At 68.3% G+C, this 17,752-nt stretch carries 18 protein-coding genes and 1 riboswitch; of the genes, 12 read left to right on the top strand and 6 right to left on the bottom strand.

Annotated features, from left to right (window positions below; all coding sequences use genetic code 11):
• Nucleotides 1–256: 256 nt before the first annotated feature.
• Nucleotides 257–1,600, top strand: coding sequence for a hypothetical protein (locus ACSHWB_RS17830; protein ID WP_439663132.1), 1,344 nt, complete (start codon nt 257–259; stop codon nt 1,598–1,600).
• Here ACSHWB_RS17830 and ACSHWB_RS17835 read toward each other — a convergent pair.
• Together ACSHWB_RS17835 and ACSHWB_RS17840 are read right to left on the bottom strand one after the other, a co-directional pair.
• Nucleotides 1,557–1,700, bottom strand: coding sequence for an SGNH hydrolase domain-containing protein (locus ACSHWB_RS17835; RefSeq protein ID WP_439663133.1), 144 nt, complete (start codon nt 1,698–1,700; stop codon nt 1,557–1,559). The two genes, ACSHWB_RS17830 and ACSHWB_RS17835, sit on opposite strands and share 44 nt — an antisense overlap.
• A gap of 159 nt (nt 1,701–1,859) precedes the next feature.
• Nucleotides 1,860–2,447, bottom strand: coding sequence for a hypothetical protein (locus tag ACSHWB_RS17840; RefSeq protein WP_439663134.1), 588 nt, complete (start codon nt 2,445–2,447; stop codon nt 1,860–1,862).
• A 64-nt stretch (nt 2,448–2,511) separates the two neighbouring features.
• Between ACSHWB_RS17840 and ACSHWB_RS17845 the strand changes: the two genes are divergently transcribed.
• Together ACSHWB_RS17845 and ACSHWB_RS17850 are read left to right on the top strand one after the other, a co-directional pair.
• A complete protein-coding gene (locus ACSHWB_RS17845; RefSeq protein WP_439663135.1) occupies nt 2,512–3,033 on the top strand; it encodes an RNA polymerase sigma factor in 522 nt (173 codons plus the stop codon).
• Complete coding sequence (locus tag ACSHWB_RS17850; RefSeq protein WP_439663136.1) at nt 3,023–3,682, top strand: hypothetical protein; 660 nt, start codon at nt 3,023–3,025, stop codon at nt 3,680–3,682. Before ACSHWB_RS17845 ends, ACSHWB_RS17850 begins: the two co-directional genes overlap by 11 nt.
• On the opposite strand, the gene ACSHWB_RS17855 is transcribed toward ACSHWB_RS17850, so the two are convergent.
• The gene (locus tag ACSHWB_RS17855) at nt 3,669–5,207 is read right to left on the bottom strand and encodes a dolichyl-phosphate-mannose--protein mannosyltransferase (RefSeq protein WP_439663137.1); all 1,539 of its coding nucleotides are present in this window, start codon (nt 5,205–5,207) and stop codon (nt 3,669–3,671) included. The genes ACSHWB_RS17850 and ACSHWB_RS17855 overlap by 14 nt on opposite strands.
• Nucleotides 5,208–5,231: 24 nt before the next feature.
• Between ACSHWB_RS17855 and rsmI the strand changes: the two genes are divergently transcribed.
• Nucleotides 5,232–6,077 carry a 16S rRNA (cytidine(1402)-2'-O)-methyltransferase gene (gene rsmI, locus ACSHWB_RS17860; RefSeq protein WP_439663138.1) on the top strand — a complete coding sequence of 282 codons (846 nt, stop codon included), beginning with the start codon at nt 5,232–5,234 and terminating at the stop codon, nt 6,075–6,077.
• A 55-nt stretch (nt 6,078–6,132) separates the two neighbouring features.
• On the opposite strand, the gene ACSHWB_RS17865 is transcribed toward rsmI, so the two are convergent.
• The 3 genes from ACSHWB_RS17865 to ACSHWB_RS17875 are packed head-to-tail and all read right to left on the bottom strand — an operon-like array spanning nt 6,133 to nt 8,378.
• Nucleotides 6,133–6,846: an ABC transporter permease gene (locus ACSHWB_RS17865; RefSeq protein ID WP_439663139.1), complete on the bottom strand. Its 714-nt coding sequence runs from the start codon at nt 6,844–6,846 to the stop codon at nt 6,133–6,135.
• On the bottom strand, nt 6,836–7,768 hold the full coding sequence (locus ACSHWB_RS17870; RefSeq protein ID WP_439663140.1) for an ATP-binding cassette domain-containing protein: 933 nt from the start codon (nt 7,766–7,768) through the stop codon (nt 6,836–6,838). The genes ACSHWB_RS17865 and ACSHWB_RS17870 overlap by 11 nt, the downstream gene beginning before the upstream one ends.
• A 58-nt stretch (nt 7,769–7,826) precedes the next feature.
• Complete coding sequence (locus ACSHWB_RS17875; RefSeq protein WP_439663141.1) at nt 7,827–8,378, bottom strand: helix-turn-helix transcriptional regulator; 552 nt, start codon at nt 8,376–8,378, stop codon at nt 7,827–7,829.
• 54 nt (nt 8,379–8,432) lie between these two features.
• On the opposite strand from ACSHWB_RS17875, the gene metG reads away from it, so the two are divergent.
• From metG to ACSHWB_RS17915, 8 genes are all read left to right on the top strand, one after another.
• Nucleotides 8,433–10,226 carry a methionine--tRNA ligase gene (gene metG, locus ACSHWB_RS17880; protein WP_439663142.1) on the top strand — a complete coding sequence of 598 codons (1,794 nt, stop codon included), beginning with the start codon at nt 8,433–8,435 and terminating at the stop codon, nt 10,224–10,226.
• A gap of 26 nt (nt 10,227–10,252) precedes the next feature.
• Nucleotides 10,253–11,047: a TatD family hydrolase gene (locus tag ACSHWB_RS17885; RefSeq protein ID WP_439663143.1), complete on the top strand. Its 795-nt coding sequence runs from the start codon at nt 10,253–10,255 to the stop codon at nt 11,045–11,047.
• 301 nt (nt 11,048–11,348) lie between these two features.
• Complete coding sequence (locus ACSHWB_RS17890; protein ID WP_439663144.1) at nt 11,349–12,758, top strand: transglycosylase family protein; 1,410 nt, start codon at nt 11,349–11,351, stop codon at nt 12,756–12,758.
• Nucleotides 12,759–12,980: 222 nt separating this feature from the next.
• Entirely contained in the window at nt 12,981–13,811 is an 831-nt protein-coding gene (rsmA, locus tag ACSHWB_RS17895; RefSeq protein WP_439664621.1) for a 16S rRNA (adenine(1518)-N(6)/adenine(1519)-N(6))-dimethyltransferase RsmA, read from the top strand.
• A gap of 88 nt (nt 13,812–13,899) precedes the next feature.
• Nucleotides 13,900–13,993, top strand: a riboswitch (SAM riboswitch).
• Nucleotides 13,994–14,217: 224 nt separating this feature from the next.
• A complete protein-coding gene (locus ACSHWB_RS17900; RefSeq protein WP_439663145.1) occupies nt 14,218–15,216 on the top strand; it encodes a methionine ABC transporter ATP-binding protein in 999 nt (332 codons plus the stop codon).
• Nucleotides 15,213–15,896 carry a methionine ABC transporter permease gene (locus tag ACSHWB_RS17905; protein WP_439663146.1) on the top strand — a complete coding sequence of 228 codons (684 nt, stop codon included), beginning with the start codon at nt 15,213–15,215 and terminating at the stop codon, nt 15,894–15,896. The genes ACSHWB_RS17900 and ACSHWB_RS17905 overlap by 4 nt, the downstream gene beginning before the upstream one ends.
• Before the next feature lie 71 nt (nt 15,897–15,967).
• The gene (locus ACSHWB_RS17910) at nt 15,968–16,723 is read left to right on the top strand and encodes a MetQ/NlpA family ABC transporter substrate-binding protein (protein WP_439663147.1); all 756 of its coding nucleotides are present in this window, start codon (nt 15,968–15,970) and stop codon (nt 16,721–16,723) included.
• Nucleotides 16,724–16,777: 54 nt separating this feature from the next.
• Entirely contained in the window at nt 16,778–17,743 is a 966-nt protein-coding gene (locus tag ACSHWB_RS17915; protein WP_439663148.1) for a 4-(cytidine 5'-diphospho)-2-C-methyl-D-erythritol kinase, read from the top strand.
• The last annotated feature ends 9 nt before the right edge of the window (nt 17,744–17,752 follow it).

Raw genomic sequence — 17,752 nt, forward strand, 5'->3', positions numbered from 1 at the left:
GCCGAAGATCAGCAAGCCGACGCCACCTCCCACGCGGCACATGCCGATGTAGGCGAACAGGGTGAACGCCTCGCATAGGCGGTAACGGCAGTTCGGAGCTCAACGACGTGAGCGTTGTTCCAGAACGCCAACGCCGCCATGCGAGGCAACTATGACTGCTGAAGAGAGCTGGCATGCCGCACGCCTGATTCCGACTTCGGGCATCAACGGTGCTGAAGAACAAGAGCGAAGGGCGACGTCGGCACTGCTGGCTGTCATGTCGGCGGTCAGGGAGTTCGGTCGCGCGTTGACCCAGCCGCTGGGGGCGCCCGCCGCCGCGGTGCAGACCTTCATCGAGGTCCCGTTCGATCTTGACGGGCGCAAGCTCATCCCGGACGGGTTGATCAGGGTGACCCGCGGGCAGAAGTCGTGGACCGCCCTGGTCGAGGTCAAGACCGGTTCCAACGAGCTCCAGGTCGAACAGCTGGAGAACTACCTCGACATCGCGCGTGTGTGCGGCTACGACGCGGTCGTCACGATCTCGAACGAGATCTCGCCGCTGCCCGGCCAGCACCCGACCGCGGTGGACCGGAAGAAGCTCAAGAAGGTGGCGCTGCACCACTGGTCGTGGAGCGAGGTGCTCTGCGAGGCGGTGATGCAGAAGGAACATCGCGGCGTGGCCGACCCTGACCAGGCGTGGGTCCTCGGCGAGCTGATCAGGTACCTCGAACACCCGCGTTCAGGCGCGATGGCGTTCGAGGACATGGGGTCGTCGTGGGTTCCGCTGCGCGACGCCGTGGAGGCACGCACGCTGCGGGCGACGGACAAGATCGCACCCGACGTCGTGCTCCGGTTCGAGGCCCTGCTGCGCTTCGCCGGACTGCAGCTCGGACGCCGCCTCGGCACGGACGTCACACCGGCGTTGTCCCGCAAGGACCTCGCCGAGCCGCAGGTCCGCCTCTCCCGGCAGGTCACGCAGCTGGTGGCGGACGGCAGGCTGACAGGAGGGATCCGCATCCCCGACACGGTCGGGACGCTGCACGTCACCGCCGACCTGCGGGCCGGCCGCGTGATCTGCGGAGTCGACGTGGAAGGCCCCAGGGAAGGGCGGCCGGCGACCCGGATCAACTGGCTGATCCGGCAGCTGAAGAACGCCCCCGACTCTGTTCGGCTGGAGGCGTTCGTCGCCCACGGCAGGGGAGCGGGCGCGTCGGAACTGCTCGGCGCGGTCCGGGCGAACCCTGCGGTGCTGATCGCCGATCCGCTGAAGGAGATCCGCGGGTTCCGGGTCGAGATCTCGGTCCCGATGGGCGCGAAACGCGGCACCGGGCGCAGCTCGTTCATCGACTCGGTGCTGAACGCGGTCTCGTCCTTCTACGAGGAGATCGTGCAGAACCTCAAGCCGTGGTCCGCCACGCCGCCGAAGATCAGGGCGGAGGCCGCGTTCGTGCCACCGGCCGACGTTCCGGTGGCGCTCGTGTCGACGGCGCCGTCGTCGCAGGACGGGCCTGAGCTCCACCCACCGGCCGTCGTGCCCGAGCAGGAGCCCGCGACCTCGCACGAGGTCTCGGTGGGCGCTACTTCAGGGCCTTCGCGAGCATCGGCGCCAGAGACCGGCTGAACTCCCCGTTCAGGTGGTCGATGTCGAAGTACACGACCACGTTCCCGACTACTGCGTGACGCAGCTTGTCGTCGCAGAAGTACTTGCTCAGGTCGACCATTGCCGTCCCCGGTATAGGCGAACCGGGTGAACATCGGATCGGTTCGTAACGGTGATTCACCGTTCAACGACCTAAGCCGTGGTTCACCCGGAAGCCTCGGCATCTCACGGGATGCCATGCGAAGAGTGGTGAGGCGGTTTCCGCCGATCGCCTCACCACTCACCTTCGGCCGAATGGCCGCAACCGCTTGCGCAGCAGGAAGAACAGCCCGGCCGCGCCGACGACCACGAGACCGGCGATCCACACGGGCAAGGGCTTTCCCGCAGGCTCGTTGGGCACCGTCACCGCGGCCGGTGCGGGGGAGGCCGACACCCTGAGCGGCGGCGCGATCTCCTGCCACACGTTCTCGACCGGTCCCTGGACCATCTGCGGGTCCACCGGCTTCACCAGCAACGTGCCCGGCACGGTCAGCGTGCCCAGCGGGTGATCGGCGAACATCCCCTGCACGCCGAACACCTCGTACGTCCCGGCCGGCAGGGAGAACGTCACGGCGTAGTGCGCGGGCTCGCCCAGCGCGACGCCGGTGAACTCCCGCGAGTCCGCGCCGGAACGGAAACGCAGTCCGGTCCTGCCGAGGTCCGCGGAGAACGGGTGGGTGCCGTGCTGCAGCACCCAGTAGCCGACCGTGTGGGTGGTCGAGGCCTGGATCGACGGCACCGGGTCGACGTAGGTGACTGCCCAGCCGCCCGCGACGGCGGAAGGCGCGCTGACCAGTAGGAACGCGCACACGAGCAAAAGAGTTCTCATGACCCGACTACACCGGGAACCGATGCGGGGTTCCCGGTGTAGGAAAGGCATCACGGACGAAGCGGTGGCACGGGCGATCGCAGGCGACCAGGCGGCCTACGGCGAGCTGGTCGCCCGCTACACCGCGCTCGCGCACCGGACCGCCTACCTGCTCGGGGCCGGCGCGGACGCGGGCGACGTGGTGCAGGAGGCGTTCGTGAAGGCCTACCGCAAGCTCGGCTCGTTCCGGCCCGACGCCGACTTCAAGCCGTGGCTGCTCAAGATCGTCGCCAACGAGACCAAGAACCTGCACCGCGGCAGACGGCGGCGGAACCTGATGGAGCTCAGGCTCGCCACCATCACGGAGACCGTCGACCACGACGACCCCGGCACGCTCGTGGACGACTCCCGCGCCACGCTGCTGCGCGCCGTCAACAGCCTGTCCGACCACGACCGCCAGGTCGTCACGTGCCGGTACCTGCTCGACCTGACCGAGGCGGAGACCGCGCAGACCCTCAACCTGGCCAAGGGAACCGTGAAGTCACGGCTGTCCCGTGCACTCACAAAACTGCGCCCGCTGCTGGAGGAGGTGGCCCATGATCGATGACCCGATGGAGGCCGCCCTCCGCGACCTCGGCCGGAACGTCCGCGTGCCCGCGCCGCCGGACGTCACGGCGGCGGTGCTCACCAGGATCGACGCCCCGCGTCGCCGAAACCGTTGGCTCACCGCACTGGTAGCGGCGGCCACGGCGTTCGCGATCGCCTTCGCGGTGTCCCCGGCCGTCCGCGCGGGCGTGCAGCAGCTCCTGGAGTTCGCCGGTGTCGAGTTCCGCACCGAGGCACCGCGGTCCATCGCTCCACCATTGCCCAGCCAGGACGTCTCGCTCGACGAGGCGCGCAAGCAGATGCCGTTCGACATCCACCTGCCGAAGGAACTCGGCACGCCTGACAAGATCACCGTCCACGAAGGACGGTTCGTCACCCTGCACTACGGCGGCCTGAGGCTCGACCAGTTCGACGGCACCATCAGCTCGACCGTCGGCAAGCTCGTCCACAGCGACGGCGTCGAGCAGGTCGACGACAAGATCTGGATCCCGTACCCGCACGTGTTCTTCTACATCGACCGCGACGGCCAGTGGCACACCGAGGAACCGAGGACGGCCGGGCAGACCCTGCTCTGGCAACGAGGTCAGGTCACCATGAGGCTCGAAGGCGACCTGACCCGGCAGCGGGCGCTGGAGATCAGCGCCAGCTAGGCAGCCACAGCTGCTGCTGCCACATCTCCGGTGTGATCGGGGTTCCGTTGAGGATCGGCCACAGCCACACGAAGTTCGCCACCACGATGCCCACGTACAGCGCGACGACCAGCAGACCGGTGCCACGGCGTTCGGAGCCCGCGGTCCGCCTGCCCAGGATCTCGCCCAGCGCCAGCACGATCAGCAGCACCAGGAACGGCGCCATCGGCGTGACGTAGAAGAAGTACATCTGCCGGTCGAGGTTGAGGAACCACGGCAGCAGGCCCGCCGCGTAGGCGACCAGGACGCCGGCGTAGCGCCAGTCCATCCGGCCGATGGTGCGGAAGATCGCCCAGCCGATCACCGGGAACGCGAGCCACCACATCGCGGGCGTGCCGATGAGCATGATCGCGCCGAGGCACGACGCCGCGCCGCAGCCCGTGACGGTGTTGTCGTAGTAGTAGAGCATCGGACGCAGGCCCATCGGCCACGTCCACGGCTTCGACTCCCACGGGTGCCGGTTGGTCTCCGAGGTGACCAGCTCGACGTGGAACTTGTAGACGTTCTTCGCGTTGTACCAAAGCGACTGCAGCACGTCGGGGATGTAGGAGATGTCCTGGACCTTGCCGCCGACCACGTGCCGGTCGATGCCGGTCTCACTGGCCATCCACGGGAACCACGTCGCGACGTAGACCAGCACAGGAACGGCGACCAGCCCGCCGAGCGAGGGCAGCACGTCCCTGACCAGCGCGCCCAGCCACGGTTCCTCGACGCCCGCGGCCCGCCGTGCGAGCGCACTCCACACGACCGTCAGCAGACCGAACGCGGCGATGTACCAGATGCCCGACCACTTGATGCCGCACGCCGCACCGAGCATCACGCCCGCACCGAAGCGCCACCAGCGGAAGCCCATCCACGGCCCGAACGCCGAGTTGTTGATGAAGCCCTCGCGCACGGCCACGGCGAGACGTTCGCGCATCTGTTCGCGGTCGACGACCAGGCAGCCGAACGCGGCGACGACGAACAACGCCAGGAAGATGTCGAGCATGCCCATCCGCGACTGGACGTGCGAGACGCCGTCCGCGATGAGCAGGACGCCGGCGAGCGCGCCCAGCAGGTCGGAACGGGTCAGGCGGCGGGCGATCCGGATGATCAGCAGGATCGTGATCGCGCCCGCCAGAGCCGAGGCGAACCGCCAGCCGATGCCGTCGTAGCCGAAGAGCTCCTGGCCGATCGCCATCAGCTGCTTCGCGAGCGGCGGGTGGACGATCAGCTCGTAGCCCGGGTTGTCCTCGTAGCCGCCGTTGCGCAGCACCTGTGCCGTCTGCGGCACGTAGTGCTTCTCGTCGAAGATCGGCGTGCCCTTGTCCGTCGGATACCCGACGTTCCAGAAGCGCACGACGGCACCGATGAGTGTCACGACGATCGTCATGAGCCACCCGCGCATCCGGTCTCCGGACGGAGGCGGGTCGAGCGTTGCCGCACGATCCGTGCGCGGCTCCTCGACTACGACGGGCGCCTCTCCTGGCTGCACGAGGACTGTCACGCCGCCGATCGTAGGGTGAAGCTTGTGAGTCCTGTATCCGGTTCAGGCCGTCTCGTCCTGGCAGCCACCCCGCTCGGGGACATCCGCGACGCCTCCGCACGCCTGATCGAGGCGCTCGAGACCGCCGACGTGATCGCCGCGGAGGACACCAGAAGGCTGCACAGCCTTGCCGCCGCGTTGCAGGTCAAGCCATCCGGGCGGGTGATCAGCTTCTACGACCAGAACGAGGTCGGGCGCCTTCCGGGACTGCTCGAATCGCTGCACGGCGGCGCCACCGTGCTGCTCGTGACGGACGCCGGAATGCCGTCCGTTTCCGATCCGGGTTACCGGCTCGTCGCCGCGTGCGTCGAGCAGGACCTGAAGGTCACCTGCCTGCCGGGGCCGTCCGCGGTGACGACGGCGCTGGCCCTGTCCGGCCTGCCGAGCGACAGGTTCGCGTTCGACGGCTTCCCGCCGCGCAAGTCCGGCGAACGCAAGCGCTGGTTCGCCCCTTTGACCACCGAGCAACGCACCGTCGTCTTCTTCGAGGCACCCCATCGGCTCGCGGACACGCTCGCGGACGCCGTCGAGGTGCTCGGACCGGACCGCCGCGCCGCCGTGTGCCGCGAGCTGACGAAGAAGTACGAAGAGGTCGTGCGCGGATCGCTGGCCGAGCTTGCCGAGTGGGCCGTGGAAGGCGCACGCGGCGAGATCACCGTGGTGCTCGGCCCCGCTCCCGTCGCGGACACGCCGGATCTCGACACGCTCGTCGCCGAGGTCAAGCAGCGCGTCGCCGACGGGGAGCGGATGAAGTCGGCCGCCGCCGAGGTCGCGGAGGCGGCCGGGATCAGCAAGAAGACGCTCTACGACGCGGCCATCAAGTCAAGCTGAACGGCACGCGGGGCGCTTTCGTACTGCATGTCGGTACGAAAGGGCCCCGCGTGCGTCAAGCTGACTCCTTGTTGAACGTGCGCACGCCGTAGAAGACGCCGACCAGCACGAGCACGGCGACGGAGATCAGCCCGTACGTCATCGTGCCGGGGTTGAAGATCGACCTCTCGGCGTCCACGACGTGCGCCAGCGGGTTGACCCGCGACAGCCAGTAGAGCCACTGCGGGCCGTTCGACATCGGTAGCAGCACGCCGGAGAGCAGCATCAACGGCACGATCGACGCCGACAGCACGGACGCGAAGACGTACTCCAGCTTCACCTTCAACGCGATGGCGTACGACACCGAGCCGATCGCGATGCCGAGCAACGCCACCAGCCCGAGCCCGAGCAGCATCTGCCCGGCAGACGCCCGGAACCCGAACAGCATCGCGGCCAGCATGATCAGCAGGCTCTGCACGACCAGCAGCACCACGTCCTTGCCGACCCTGCCGACGAGCAGCGCGACCCGGCTGACCGGGGTGACCCGCAGCCGTTCCATCACGCCCGTGCGCACCTCGGGCAGCAGCGAGAAGCCCGCGTAGGCCGTGCCGAACAACGCCATCTGCACCAGCAGACCGGGCACGAACCACTGCCAGCCCGTGTCGCCGAGCAACGGCCCGAAGAACCCGAGGTAGAGCAACGGCTGGGCGATGCCGAACACGACCGCCACGGGGTTGCGCAGCACGGGCAGCATCACGCGGGAGAACACGAGCCAGGTGTCACGCAGCATTGGCTTCCTCCCTCAGGGAACGGCCGGTCATGGTCAGGAACACGTCGTCGAGCGTCGGCCGGTGCACCTGCACCGAGTGCAGCTCGACGCCGATGTTGTCGAGGTCGCGCAGCAGCCCCGGCAACGCGCGGTCGCCGTTCGGGATGCGGAAGCTGACCTTCTCGCCGTCCACGACCGCGTTCTCGAACTTCGAGGCGACGATCGAGGCCTGAGGTGTGCCGAGCACGACCAGGTCGCCGGAGACGCGGTGCTTGAGGTCGTCCGGTGAGCCCTCGCCGACGATCGAGCCGTGGTCGATGACCAGCAGCCGGTCGCTGAGGTAGTCGGCCTCGTCGAGGTAGTGCGTGGTCAGGAAGACCGTGACGCCGTCGGCCTTGAGCTGCCTGATGTGGTCCCACAGGTTGCGGCGGCTCTGCGGGTCCAGCGCCGTGGACGGCTCGTCCAGGAAAAGCAGCCGCGGGTCGTGCAGCATGCCCATCGCGATGTCGAGCCGGCGCTGCTGGCCGCCCGACAGCGTGACGACGCCGCGTTTCTCGAGGCCCTGGAGGTCGAACCGGTCGAGCAGGTCGGCGACCTTCTTGCGGGCGTCGTGCTTGCCCAGGCCGTAGAAGCGGGCCTGGAACTCCAGCTCGTCGGCGACCCGCTGGTCCAGCCCCGCGCCGTTCTTCTGGCCGACGTAGCCGATGTTGCGGCGCACCCCGGCCGGGTCGGTCAGCAGGTCGTGCCCGGCGATGGTCGCCTCGCCGGCGGTCGGCTGCAGCAGCGTCGTGAGCATGCGCAACGTCGTGGACTTGCCTGCGCCGTTCGGGCCGAGGAACCCCACGAGCTCGCCCTCGGCGACGTCGATGTCCACCCCCGCGACCGCGTCCACCGGACCGGTCTTCGTGGTGAATCGGCGCGCGAGGCCGCGTGCCTTGATCATGGCTGAATCCCCTCTAGTCAACTTTGACTAGAGGCTAGCGAGGACTAATCAAGTTTGACTAGTCACTTAGCTCGTAAGCACCGGCCTCTAGGCGTTCGATCAGCTCCTGAGTCCAGCGCACCTGGCCTTCGAGATGGACGAGCCACAGTCGAAACAGCTCGCTGACGTGCGCGGGCTTGCCCATCTCCGGCATCGAGGAGATGCCGTGCCGGGTGGGGGTGAGCTGGCCTTCGAGGCCCGCCAGCCGGTTCTTCAGCAGCACGACCGCCTGCTTGCGGGGGACGAGGTTGAGCATCGCGACGCCGGCGGAGACCTCGTCGTTGCCGGCGGTGGGGTTCGCCAGGGCGTGCCCGAGCAGGTCGTTCAGCTCGTGCTCGCCGGCCGCGGTGATCCTGTAGGTCGTGCGGGCGGGCCCTTCGCCGGACTCGGTGCCGACGGGTTCCAGCAGTCCGTCCTTCGCGAGCGCCTTCAGCGCGTGGTAGATCGAGCCGGGCTGCACGTTCGCCCAGCTGTCCGCCGACCACGACTTCAGCTCGCGCCGCACCACGTAACCGTGTGCCTCGCCGACGAGCTTGACCACGCCGAGCACCAGCATTCTGGTCGCGGACAAACCGACCTCCCACTCGGTGAAAACTCCCTGGCACCGCCTCCGTAGGCTATGTCCATGAGTGCCTCCGTACTGACCGCGGTGGCCTGGCCTTATGCCAACGGCCCCAGGCACATCGGTCACGTCTCCGGTTTCGGTGTCCCGTCCGACGTCTTCTCCCGCTACATGCGAATGTCCGGACACCGGGTGCTCATGGTCAGCGGCACGGACGAGCACGGCACACCCATCCAGGTGCAGGCCGAGAAGGAGGGCCTGACGGCCCGCGAGCTCGCCGACAAGTACAACCGCGTCATCGCCGGTGACCTGCAGGGCCTCGGCCTGTCCTACGACCTCTTCACCCGCACCACCACCGGCAACCACTACCAGGTGGTGCAGGACCTGTTCTCCGCGCTGTGGAAGAACGGCTACGTCGTCCCCAAGACCGAGATGGGCGCCATCAGCCCGTCGACCGGCCGCACGCTGCCCGACCGCTACATCGAGGGCACCTGCCCGATCTGCGGCTACGAGGGCGCGCGTGGCGACCAGTGCGACAACTGCGGCAACCAGCTCGACCCGTCGGAACTGATCAACCCGCGTTCGAAGATCAACGGCGAGACGCCGAAGTTCGTCGAGACCGAGCACCTGTTCCTCGACCTGTCCGCGTTCATCGACTCGCTGGGCAGCTGGATGGGCACGCGGTCGGACTGGCGTCCGAACGTGCTCAAGTTCTCGCAGAACCTGATCAAGGACCTGCGGCCGCGCGCCATCACCCGCGACCTCGACTGGGGTGTGCCGATCCCGCTCGACGGGTGGAGCGACCAGCCGATGAAGCGGTTCTACGTGTGGTTCGACGCGGTGATCGGGTACCTCTCGGCGTCGGTCGAGTGGGCGCGGCGCACCGGGAACCCCGACGCCTGGAAGGAGTTCTGGACGGGTGACGCCCAGGGCTACTACTTCATGGGCAAGGACAACATCGTCTTCCACTCGCTCATCTGGCCGTCGCTGCTGCTCGGGCAGAACGGCGCGGGCGACAAGGGCGGCGAGCCCGGCCGGTTCGGCACGCTGAACCTGCCGACCGAGGTCGTGTCGTCGGAGTACCTGACGATGAGCGGCTCGAAGTTCTCCACGTCGCGCGGCACCGTGATCTACGTCGGCGACTTCCTCAAGGAGTTCGGGCCGGACGCGCTGCGGTACTTCATCTCCGTCGCGGGTCCCGAGAACCAGGACACCGACTTCACCTGGGAGGAGTTCGTCCGCCGGACGAACTTCGAGCTGGCGAACGAGTGGGGCAACCTGGTCAACCGCTCGATCTCGATGGCGCACAAGAACGTCGGCGCGATCCCGAAGGCCACGGCGCTGACGCCCGCCGACCACGAGCTGCTCGCGCAGTCCAAGGCGGCGTTCGACACGGTCGGCGCGCACCTGCGCCGCTCGCGGTTCAAGCAGGCGTCCGGCGAGGCCATGCGCGTGATCTCGCTGGCGAACAAGTACCTGTCCGACCAGGAGCCGTGGAAGCTCAAGGACGACCTGGACCGCCGCGACTCGGTGCTGCACACCGCGCTGCAGGTCGTGCAGGACGCGAACACGCTGATGACTCCGTTCCTGCCGCACTCGGCGCAGAAGGTGCACGAGGCGTTGGGCGGCACGGGCGTGTGGGCCGCGCAGCCGGAGCTGACCGAGGTCGACGACCTGGACATCCCCGACCGCTCGTACCCGGTGCTGACCGGTGACTACGCCGGTGAGCAGGCTCGCTGGGAGTCCACGCCGCTCGAGGTCGGCCGGCCGCTGCAGAAGCCGTCGCCGCTGTTCCTGAAGCTGGACTCGAAGCTGGGCGAGACCGGGCCCGAGTGGGCTCCGATCGTCACCGAGTAGTGGCGGACAAGCGCGAACGACCGCCGGTGCCGGAAGCTCTTCCGGCACCGGTGATCGACGCTCACACCCATCTCGACGCGTGCGGTGCCGTCGACGCCGCGGACGTGGCGGTCCTGCTCGACCGGGCGGAGGCCGCCGGCGTCTCGCACGTGATCACCGTGGCGGACGATCTCGCTGCCGCGCAGTGGGCCGCCGAGGCGTCCACTTGGGACCCTCGGGTCTACGCGGCGGTCGCCGTGCACCCGACGCGCACCTCGTCGTTCGGGGACGCGGAGAAGGCCGAACTGGAGCGGCTCGCTGCCTTCGACCGCGTGGTCGCGATCGGCGAGACCGGTCTGGACTACTACTGGGACTACTCGCCGCCGGCCGCCCAGCACGAGGCCTTCCGTTGGCACATCGACCTTTCCAAGCGCGTCGGGAAGCCGTTGATGATCCACGACCGGGACGCGCACGAGGACATCCTCAAGATCCTCGACAGCGAGGGTGCACCGTCCACTGTGGTGTTCCACTGCTTCTCCGGTGACGCGGACTTCGCCCGGCGGTGCGTCGACGCGGGGTACGTGCTGTCGTTCGCGGGCCCGGTGACGTTCAAGAACGCCCGTGCGCTGCGGGAAGCGGCGGCGCTCGTGCCCCAGGACCAGCTGCTGGTCGAGACGGACGCGCCGTTCCTGACGCCCCATCCTTATCGTGGGCGTCCAAATGAACCCTATTGTGTGAATTACACAGTTCGGGATCTCGCTACGCTGCGTGGTGAAGATCTTTCTGAACTCTGCGCCGCTGTCACCCGTACTGCTCAACGAGTGTTCGGGCTTGACCACTGAAGTGCGACGTAGAGCGAACGGAGCAAGAGGTTCCTACCCCGATGGGTGACTGACGTCACAACATTGGCGGGGGTGTTTGCGCAACGTCGGCTACCCCGTTACTGTCCCGTGACCGTGCCACCTGAGCCGACCCAGTCGGTTCGGAGCACGCCCGCAGTCGGGGCGGGACCGAAGCCAGAAGCGCGAAGAAGCGAGACCACGTAGGAGGAGTTGCCGGGAACCTTCGAGCTCCAACTCGAATGATCTTGTCAACGCCAACTGTGCGGTGGCCTCACAGCTTCCGCAATGGAGGTATCGACCCTTGTCTGGTAGCGACAGAGCTGCTGCTCCGTACGACTTCAACGACGACACCGACTGGTTCACGCCCGTCGGCGGCGTGGCGGTTGACGTCGCTGATCCCCACCCGAGCTTCCCCGCCGGTGCGCTGACCATCACGCCCGCGGACGTGCTCGAGGTGCTCGGCCCGGACGCCGACGACCTGCTCGCCACGGCGAACGTGGACGTCGACGAGCTGATCCGTCTCATCAACGCCGAGACGACGATCATGCCGCCCCTCGTCCTCCCGTCGGAGGAAGAGGAACTCAGGGACCCGCAGGTCCTCGTCAAGGCCGCCTCGACGTGGAAGCGCCGTTTCCTCAAGGGCACCGTCGCCGCGGTCCTGGTGTCGATCTCCGGTGGCGGCGTGACCGCCATGGCGATGGACAAGTCGCTGACCGTCGAGGTCGACGGCGCGCTGCAGACCGTCCACTCGTACGAGGGCACGGTCGGCGACGTCCTGGCGGAGGAAGGCATCGTCGTCGGTGAGCACGACGCCCTGTCCCCGTCGCTGAACGCCCCGATCTCCGACGGCGGCAAGATCAGCCTCGACCGCGGCCGCCTGCTCAAGATGAGCGTCGACGGCCAGGCCCGCGAGGACTGGGTCCGCTCCGTCACCGTCGAGGAGGCCGCCAAGCAGCTCGGCGTGCCGCTCGAAGGCGCGTGGATGTCCGCCAACGGCTCGCACGCCGTGCCTCTCGAAGGCATGAGCGTCGAGGTCAAGACCCGCAAGAACATCAAGCTCTTCGACGGCGCGAACCCGGTCCGCGAGGTCCAGACGACCGCACTGACCGTCGACGAGCTGCTCAAGAGCGAGAACCTCGCCCTCGGCCCCGAGGACGCGGTCGCCTCCGGCGCGGACGTCAAGCTCGCGACCGGCGCCGAGGTCTACATCTCGCGCACCGGCGTCACGGTCATCAACGTGAACGAGCCCGTCGCCCCGCCGGTCGAGAAGACCAACGACCCGAACATGACCGGTGGCCAGCAGGTCGTCACCGACCCCGGCACCCCGGGCGAGCAGACCTCCACGTACCGCGTCACGGTGAAGAACGGCAAGGAGATCAGCCGCGAGAAGATCGGCGGCAAGATCACCAAGGAGCCGAAGCCCAAGAAGATCACCGTGGGCACCAAGCCCATCCCGGACGGCGAAGTCTGGGACCGTCTCGCCAAGTGCGAGGCAGGCGGCAACTGGGCCATCAACACCGGCAACGGCTACTACGGCGGCCTCCAGTTCTCGGCCAGCACCTGGGCCTCGAACGGCGGCACCGCCTACGCGGCGCTGCCGCACCAGGCGACCCGCGAACAGCAGATCGCGACCGCCACCAAGCTGCGCGACCGCGCGGGCGGCACGTACAGCGCGTGGCCGGGCTGCCGCGCGAAGCTCGGCCTGCCGTAAACACTCTCCGTCCCCTGACTGAGGCCGCCCGTGGTTCGCCACGGGCGGCCTTCGTCGTTGCGGTGGGATCGGGCGCTCCGGGCGAGGGTGGAGGAGCGGGCAGAGAACGGTGACCACCCCGCTGGAACCGCGACGAGCCAACGCAAGCCGACCTCGCGGTCCCATTCGCACGGTCCCAGCCCACCTCTCCACCACCAGGCCTGCGAGAATGCACCGGTGAGCCTGCTGGGTCCTGCCGAAGTCCGCCGTCTAGCCGCCGAGCTGGACATCCGCCCGACCAAAAAACTGGGCCAGAACTTCGTCCACGACCCCAACACCGTCCGCAAGATCGTGGCCGCGGCCGGACTCACACCAGACGACGTGGTCCTGGAGGTAGGCCCAGGCCTGGGCTCCCTGACCCTCGCCCTGCTCCCCAACGCCAGCCAGGTGATCGCGGTGGAGATCGACCCGCCTCTGGCCGACCGCCTACCGCAGACCGTCACCGAGATGGATCCGGAGAACGCGGGCAAGCTCAAAGTCGTCCTCAAGGACGCCATGAAAGTCACCCAAGAAGACCTGCCGGCCCCACCCACCGCAATCGTCGCGAACCTGCCGTACAACGTCGCGGTCCCGGTGGTGCTGCACCTGTTGGCCGAACTGCCGAGCCTCCAGAAGGGTCTCGTCATGGTCCAGGCCGAGGTGGCCGACCGGATGGCGGCGAAGCCCGGCAGCAAGATCTACGGCGTGCCCAGCGTGAAGCTCGCCTGGTACGCGGAGTCGAAGAAGGCCGGGGCGATCGGCAAGAACGTCTTCTGGCCCGCGCCCAACGTCGACTCGGGTCTGGTGTGGTTCCAGCGTCACGAAAAGCCGCTGTCCACTGTGGATCGCAAGAGGCTCTTCGCGATCGTGGACGCCGCGTTCGCGCAACGCCGCAAGACGCTCAGGGCCGCGCTCAAGGGCTGGGCCGGCAACCCCGGGAACATCGACGAACTGCTCGCGAAGGCTCAAGTCGATCCTCAGCTGAGGGGCGAGCAGTTGAGCGTGATCGACTTCATCCGGATCGCCGAGGTCTAGGCCGGGGATCCTTCGGCCAACAGTGTGATCTGTCGAACGAATCGGATTCTGGCTTGCGCAACCGAACGTCCGTCCGGTTGACTGCTACTTGCCATCCGGAGCGACTGAGAGACCTGGCTCTACGACGTCGCAGCAACCACCCGCTGGATGCGGGCAGGTGCTAACGCCAGGACCGATGGAGGAGCACCATGGGTACCGTGCGAATGCTGACGCGCCGTCGAGTCATCGACCAGTGCCGTCGCTCGTCTTCTGCATGTCGTCGCCACCTCGTCTAAGGCGCCTTCTTCCAAGAGTCCTTTGACGCGCACTCAGTCAACGAGTGGCGCACACACCTGAGCAGAACTCCGACCGCGCACGTCCGCCCGAAAACGGACAGTGTGCCGTCGCGCGCAGCCGTGGAGCAGACGTGATCACTGTCGAAAACCTCACCAAGTCCTTCCAGGGCGTCAGTGCCCTCAACGGCGTGACCCTCGACGTCGAGGCCGGCACCGTGCTCGGTGTCGTCGGCCCGAGCGGGGCCGGCAAGTCGACGCTCGCCCGTTGCGTCGCGCTGCTGGAGCGTCCCGACTCCGGGGCGATCCGCGTCGACGGCACCGACATCACCAGCCTCGACGGGTCGGCCCTGCGGGCTGCTCGTCGGCAGATCGGCGTTGTGCCGCAAGGGGATTCGCTTCTCCGGCAGCGCACGGCGGCCGGCAACATCGCGCTGCCGCTGGAGTCCGCCGGCATTCCCGGACCGCAGCGCCGCACCCGTGTCGGTGAGCTGCTGGACCTCGTCGGGCTGACCGACAAGGCCGCCTCCTACCCCGACCAGCTGTCCGGCGGGCAGCGTCAGCGCATCGCCGTGGCGCGCGCTCTCGCCGCCAACCCCAGCGTCCTGCTCGCCGACGAGCCGACGTCCGCGCTGGACCCGGAGACCACCGGTTCCGTGCTGACCGTGCTCGACCGTGCGCGCGCTGAGCTGGGTGTGACCGTTCTCGTCGTCACACACGACATGGGCGTGGTCCGCAAGATCTGCGATGACGTCGCAGTGCTGGAGCAGGGCCGCGTCGTCGAGCACGGCAAGGTCCTCGACCTGGTCAACAACCCGGCCAGCCGCACGAGCAGCGCGTTGCTGCCCGCCGTCGACCTGAACCCGATCAACGAGAGCAGCTACGACCGCGTCGCGGACGTCGTGCTCGTCGGGTTCGCCGCGGTCGGCGCGTTGCTGCCCGAGGCCGCGCACCGGTTCGGCGTCGAGCTCAACATCGTCGGCGGCGGTCTGACGCGCCTGGGCGAGACCCCGGTCGCACGTTTCCGGCTCGGCTTGAACGGCGAGCGCTCTGACTCCGCACTGGAGTGGATCGGCGAGGCCGGCGGCGCTGTGCAGAGGTCCTTGAAGGGCCCCCAGGGAGTAGCTGCGTGAGGTCTGCAACACCCTGGTCCGACGTTTTCTCGTACCTGCTCGAAGCCACCGGCGAGACGCTGTACATGGTCGGCGTCTCGACCGTCATCGCCACTGTTCTCGGAGTTCCCGTAGGTGTCTGGCTGCAGCTCACCGCCAAGGGCGGGCTGCGGCCGAACGCCGCGGTGCACAGGATCCTGAGCTTCGTCACCGACCTGGGCCGCTCGATGCCGTTCATCGTGCTGCTCGTCGCGCTCACGTCGGTCACCCGCCTCCTCGTAGGCGGCTCCATCGGCAGCACGGCGGTCATCGTGCCGCTGGCCGTGGGAGCGATCCCATTCGTCGGCAGGCTCGTGCAGAACATCCTGTCCGAGGTGCACGTGACCGTGGTCGAGGCCGCGATCACGACCGGCGCCTCGACGTTGCGGATCGTGCGCAGCGTGCTGATCCGCGAGTCGCTGCCCGCGCTGATCAACGCCATCGGCGTCACCGTGATCGCCCTGATCGGGTACTCGGCGATGGCCGGCGTGATCGGTGGCGGCGGCCTCGGCGACCTGGCGATCCGCGAGGGTTACCAGCGCTTCAACGACCGGATCCTGTGGAGCACCGTGGCGTGGCTCGCCGTGCTCACGACCGTGATCCAGTTCGGTTTCACCCGTGCCGCCCGTGCGTCCGACCGGCGCCGGCACGCCTCAGTCTGACCCGTAGCAATCTTCTCAAAAGGAACGCAATGCGTATTCGTGCTGCCCTGATCGCAGTCGCTTTGACCGGTTTGACTGCTCTGTCTGCTTGCTCGTCGGGTGCCAGTGCGTCCGACACGCTGAAGGTCGGCGTCTCGCCGGTCCCGCACGCCCAGATCCTCAAGTACGTGGCCGACAACCTCGCCGCGTCGAAGGGTCTCAAGATCGAGGTCGTCGAGTTCACCGACTACGTGCAGCCGAACACGGCGCTGGTCGACGGGTCGCTCGACGCCAACTACTTCCAGACCGTCCCGTACCTGGAGACGTTCACCAAGGAGAGCGGCGCCAAGGTCGAGTGGGTCCAGCCGGTCCACGTCGAGCCGCTCGGCCTGTACTCGAAGAAGGTCAAGAAGCTCGACGAGCTGCAGTCCGGTGCCAAGATCGCGGTGGCCAACGACGCCACCAACGAGGCGCGCGGCCTGAAGCTGCTGGAGGCGAACGGCCTGATCAAGCTCAAGGCCGTGGACCAGCCGACCGTGCGCGACCTCGCGGAGAACCCCAAGAACCTGCAGTTCGTGCCGCTGGAGGCCGCTCAGTTGCCGCGGTCGCTGGAGGACACCGACGCGTCCGTCATCAACGGCAACTACGCCATCGACGCCGGCCTCAAGCCCGCCACCGACTCGCTCGCGCTGGAGAAGGCCGAGGGCAACCCGAACGCGAACGGCCTGGTCACCCGCACCGAGCTCAAGGACGACAAGCGCGTCAGGGACCTGGCTGAGCTGCTCGGATCGCAGCAGGTCAAGGACTACATCAAGCAGACCTTCAACGGTTCGGTCATCCCGGTCTGAACGTGAGAGTGGCCGGGGGAGGAGTCCGGGACACCAGAACGCCCGTACGCTGACATGGTGCTCGCAGTCGTTCCACCCCCGGTCACAGTTCGCGTCCCGGCCAAGGTCAACCTGCACCTGGCCGTAGGTGACGTGCGCCCGGACGGTTACCACGACCTGGTGACGATCTTCCAGGCGTTGTCCCTGGTAGACGAGGTCACGGTCGCGGTAGCCGACGAGCCCGGCGTCGAGGTGCACGGTGAGGGCGCCGACCAGGTGCCCACCGGTGCCTCCAACCTCGCCTGGCGTGCGGTCCAGCTGCTGGCCACGCACGTCGGCAAGGACCCGGACGACCCGAAGGTCCGCGTCGTCATCCGCAAGGCCATCCCCGTCGCGGGCGGCATGGCAGGCGGCAGCGCGGACGCCGCGGCGGCGCTGGTCGGCCTGTCGTCGTTGTGGCGCCTGGACATCAGCCGTGACGAGCTGGCCGAACTGGCCGGGAAGCTCGGCGCGGACGTCCCCTTCGCCCTGTACGGCTCGACCGCGCTCGGCACCGGCCGCGGCGAGCGGATCGTGCCCGTGCTGGGCCGCCACCAGTTCCACTGGGTGCTGGCGTTCGACCGCCGTGGACTGTCCACTCCGGACGTGTTCGACGAGCTGGACCGCCTGCGCGCCGAGGGAGACCCGCCGCGCGTCGGCGCGGTCGAGGCGGTGCTGGAAGGCCTGTCCTCCGGTGACCCCCGTCAGCTCGCCCTGCTGCTGGGCAACGACCTCCAGGCCGCGGCGGTGTCGTTGCGCCCGAACCTGCGCCGGACGCTCCGCGCGGGTGTCGACGCGGGCGCGCTGGCCGGCATCGTGTCCGGTTCCGGTCCCACGACGGCGTTCCTGTGCGAGGACGGCGACGCGGCGGTCCGCGTGGCCGCCGAGCTCGCCGGTGCCGGTGTCTGCCGGACGGTGCGGGTGGCGCACGGGCCGGTGCCGGGAGCGCGTGTGATCGCGACTGAGGAGCCCAAGCCCACGCCCCCCGAAGTGCACGCCTGACCGAGCGCT

The organism is Lentzea sp. HUAS TT2 (genome assembly GCF_051853195.1).
GTDB lineage: Bacteria > Actinomycetota > Actinomycetes > Mycobacteriales > Pseudonocardiaceae > Lentzea.